This window comes from Streptomyces sp. NPDC002817, assembly GCF_053592055.1.
The window spans coordinates 1-4,368 of record NZ_JBSFUY010000090.1 but is presented as its reverse complement, the minus strand read 5'-3'; the positions used below and the strand labels follow the sequence as shown (position 1 = coordinate 4,368).

Annotated in this window: 1 protein-coding gene; it reads left to right on the top strand. The window is 70.9% G+C overall.

Going from position 1 to position 4,368, the window contains the following annotated elements; all coding sequences use genetic code 11:
- Window positions 1–40: 40 nt before the first annotated feature.
- The coding region (locus ACWD3I_RS48990) for a type I polyketide synthase (RefSeq protein WP_451084462.1) at window positions 41–4,368 on the top strand (4,328 nt) is incomplete at its 3' end.

Below are 4,368 nucleotides of genomic sequence, written 5' to 3'. Positions count from 1 at the left end.
CGAGGTGTTCGTGCGGGGCGTGGACGTGGACTGGTCTCCTGTGTTCGAGGGCACAGGCGCGCGGGCGGTGGATCTGCCCACATACGCCTTCCAGCGACAGCGCTACTGGCTGGAGGGCACGGCGGATGCGAGCAAGTCGCGGCATCCACTACTGGACGCGGCGGTGCGCGTCGCCGGAACGGGACAGGTCCTGCTGACCGGCCTGTTGTCAGCGGGAACGCATCCATGGCTGGCCGACCATCGGGTGTTCGGAACGGTCGTGTTGCCCGGCGCGGGCTTCGTCGAACTGGCCGTCAACGCGGGTGACGAGGTCGGCTGTAGCCGCGTTGACGACTTGGTGGTGGAGACACCTCTTGCCCTGCCAGAGCAGGGCGCGGTGCACATCCAGGTCGTGATCGAGGCCGCAGGTGCGGACGGGGGGCGCACTGTCAGTTTCTACGCCCGTCCGGGACACGCTGACGGAAACGAAGCCGAAGCGTGGACCCGGCACGCGCGGGCCGTGCTGCGACACGGAGAGACGCCGGTGCCTGTGCCCTTCCACGTATGGCCGCCCACCGAGGCTCAGTCGCTCGACATCGCCGGCCTGTACGAGTCGGCGCAAGCGTCCGGATACGGCTATGGCCCGGCCTTCCAGGGACTGCGGCGAGCGTGGCGGCAGGGTGACGAGGTCTTCGCAGAGGTAGCGCTTGACGCCGAGCACACCACCTTCGGCCTGCATCCCGCTCTGCTGGACAGCGCTCTGCACACCCTCCTGGCCGACCGGACGGATGACCGGCTGCTCGTGCCGTTCGCCTGGTCCGAGGTGTGCCTGCACGCGTCCGGTGCGACAGAGTTGCGTGTCCGGCTGACCAAGGGCGGCGACGAGGTGACTCTCACCGCGACCGACCCGACCGGGCAGCCTGTGCTGTCCGTAGGCTCCCTGATCCTGCGCCCGATAGATGACGAGCGGCTCGCGGGAGCCCGGCAGGTGGGCGATGGTGCCCTCTTCGAGCTCGACTGGGTGAGTCCATCCCCCGCATCGCCCCATCCTGTCGACCTGGCGGACTGCGCGGTGCTGGGCGAGACACCTTCCTACGTCCCGAAGGGCACGCGCGCGTACGCGTCCCTAGACGAGCTGGGCCGGGCGGTTCGGCAGCTTGGTACCGCGCCGGGTTTGGTGCTGGCGTCTCTCTCGGCGCACGACGAGAGCCCTCTCGCTGAGCACACCCGCGCCACGGTCGCCCGCATGCTCGGTCTGGTCCAGGACTGGCTGGCCGACGAGTATCTGGCAGAGGCTCGGCTGGTCGTGGTGACGTCGGGCGCCGTCGCCGCCGGCACCGATACCTGTGCCACCGATCCGGCGGCTGCCGCCTGTTGGGGGCTCGTCCGCAGTGCCCAGTCCGAACACCCCGGCCGCTTCGGCCTGGTGGACCTCGACGGGCTCGACCCGGATGCCCTGGCCTGTGCGTTGGCGACCGACGAACCACAGGTGGCCGTGCGATCTGGGCAGGCCTTTGTCCCGCGCCTGGCCCGTACTCGGCCGACAACCGAAAGCACCTCCGTAGCTTTGCCCGGACTGTGGGAGACCGTGCTGATCACGGGCGGCACCGGCACGCTCGGCGGCTTGCTGGCCCGGCACCTCGTGCGCGAGTACGGCGCTCGCCGACTCGTCCTCACCAGCAGGCGCGGCCCGACCGCGCCCGGTGTCGACGCCCTCACCGCCGAACTGTCCGCCCTCGGCGCCGACGTGACCGTCACCGCTTGCGACGCCACCGACCGCGGTGCCTTGGACGCGCTCTTCGCCACGGCGTCCCCCGCCCCCGACGTCGTCGTGCACGCCGCCGGTGTTCTCGACGACGCACTGCTGCACACCCTCACACCGGACCAACTGGACCGTGTCCTGCGCTCGAAGATCGACACCGCGGTCCACCTGCACGACCTCACGGCACACACGGGGGCGACGCTGGTCCTGATGTCCTCGGTGGCCGGCCTGCTCGGCAACCCCGGACAGGGCAACTACGCTGCCGCGAGCGCCTTTCTCGACGCCCTGGCACTGCGCCGCGCAGCGGAGGGCTCGCCCGTGCTCTGTCTCGACTGGAGCCCGTGGGCCGAAGCCAGCGGCATGACCGGGCACCTGGACAGTGGCGACGTCCGGCGGCTCGCCCGCACCGGGTTCCCCGCGCTGCCCAGCGACCAGGGCCTCGCCCTCTTCGATGCCGCATGCGGGCGAGGCGGCCCGCTCCTCTTCCCGCTGCGGACCGATCCCACCCACCTGCGCGCCGAAGCCGACGCCAGCGCCGTCTCGCCCGTACTGCGTGACCTGATACCCCGACGGCAGCGTCCCGTCGCTGCCGCAGGGGACCGGAGCGCACCGAGAGGCGAGGCCGAACGCCTCGCGGCACTTCCCGACGCCGAGCGCGACCAAGCGCTGCTCGACCTGGTCCGCACCCATGTGGCCGCCGTCCTGGGCCACGCGGGGCCCCAGGACATCGCCCCCGACCAGGCGTTCCGAGCGATCGGATTCGACTCGCTCACCGCTGTCGGTCTGCGCAACCGACTCGCCACGGCCCTGAACGTGCGCCTGCCCGCCACGCTGGCCTTCGACCACCCAACGCCCACTCTCCTCGCCCGCGAACTCGCGCACCGCTGCACGGGCCAGACCCGCACACCCGCACAGGACACTGCCACTCCCGCTGTTCAGTCGAACGAGCCCATCGCGATCGTGGGCATGGCCTGCCGGTACCCCGGCGGCGTGACCTCCCCGGAGAGCCTGTGGGACCTGGTGGCGGCCGGCACCGACGCGATCGCCCCGTTCCCCACGGACCGCGGCTGGGATCTCGCGCACCTGTTGGCCACCGGCCAGGGCCGACCGGGACGCTCGTACGCGCGTGAAGGCGGCTTCCTTTACGACGCTCCCGAGTTCGACGCGGAGTTCTTCGGGATCTCCCCACGCGAGGCGCTGGCGATGGATCCGCAGCAACGGCTGTTGCTGGAGGTGTCCTGGGAAGCACTGGAGCGAGCAGGCATCCCCGCCGCTTCCCTGCACTCCAGCCCCACCGGCGTCTTCGCCGGCGTGATGCACCAGGACTACGGCTCCGACGCCGAACCGGCAGCAGTCGAGGGGCACTTCCTCAGCGGCCGGTCGGTCAGCATCGTATCCGGCCGGGTCGCCTACGCCCTGGGCCTGGAAGGCCCGGCCATCACGGTGGACACCGCCTGCTCCTCGTCCCTGGTCGCCATGCACCTGGCGGCACAGGCCCTCAACAACGGCGAATGCACGCTCGCTCTGGCCGGCGGGGTATCCGTGATGGCTACCCCTGTCCTGTTCACGGAATTCAGTCGGCAGCAGGGGCTGGCCAGGGACGGGCGGTGTAAGTCGTTCGCGTCGGCGGCCGACGGCACCGGTTGGTCCGAGGGCGTGGGCATGCTGGTACTGGAGCGGTTGTCGGATGCCCTGGCTCACGGACACCAGGTGCTGGCGGTCATACGCGGCTCGGCGGTCAACCAGGACGGCGCGTCGAACGGACTGACCGCTCCCAACGGTCCTTCGCAGGAGCGAGTGATCCGTGCGGCGTTGGCGAACGCGGGCCTGAAGCCCTCGGACGTGGATGCCGTGGAGGCCCACGGCACCGGCACCCGGCTCGGCGACCCGATCGAGGCCCAGGCCCTCCTGGCCACGTACGGACAGGACCGTCTCGGCGACGAACCGCTGTGGCTGGGCTCGGTGAAATCCAACCTGGGACATACCCAGGCGGCGGCGGGCGTCGCCGGTGTGATCAAGACGGTGATGGCGATGCGGCACGGAACACTGCCGCGCACTCTGCACGTGGACGAGCCGTCTCCGCATGTCGACTGGGAGTCCGGCGCGGTACGCCTGCTCACCTCACCGCACCCCTGGCCGGACGCGGATCGCCCACGCCGGGCGGGCGTGTCGTCCTTCGGGGCGAGCGGCACCAACGCCCACCTCGTCATCGAGCAGCCCCAGCCGAACGCCTCACAGGCCGAGGAGGGCCGCCCGGTGGCCGCCCCGCAGACGCCGCGGACCCTGCCCCTCGTCGTGACGGCACGGAGCCCCCATGCCCTGCGCGCACAGGCATCACGGCTCAAGAACGACCTCCGGGATGCCGAACTCCTCGATGTCGCCTGGTCGTTGACTACCACCCGCTCAGCCCACCTACACCGCGCCGTCGTGATGGTGTCGGATCCCGCCGATGCCGCGTCCCTCCTGGGAGCCCTGGAGGAGGACGGCACGGACCGAGCTGCCGTTGTCGGCGCGGCCCATTTCCAGGGACAGCCCGTGTTGGTGTTTCCGGGGCAGGGGGCGCAGTGGGTGGGGATGGGGGTTGAGTTGTGGGATGCGTTGCCGGTGTTCGGTGAGCGGATGGCGGA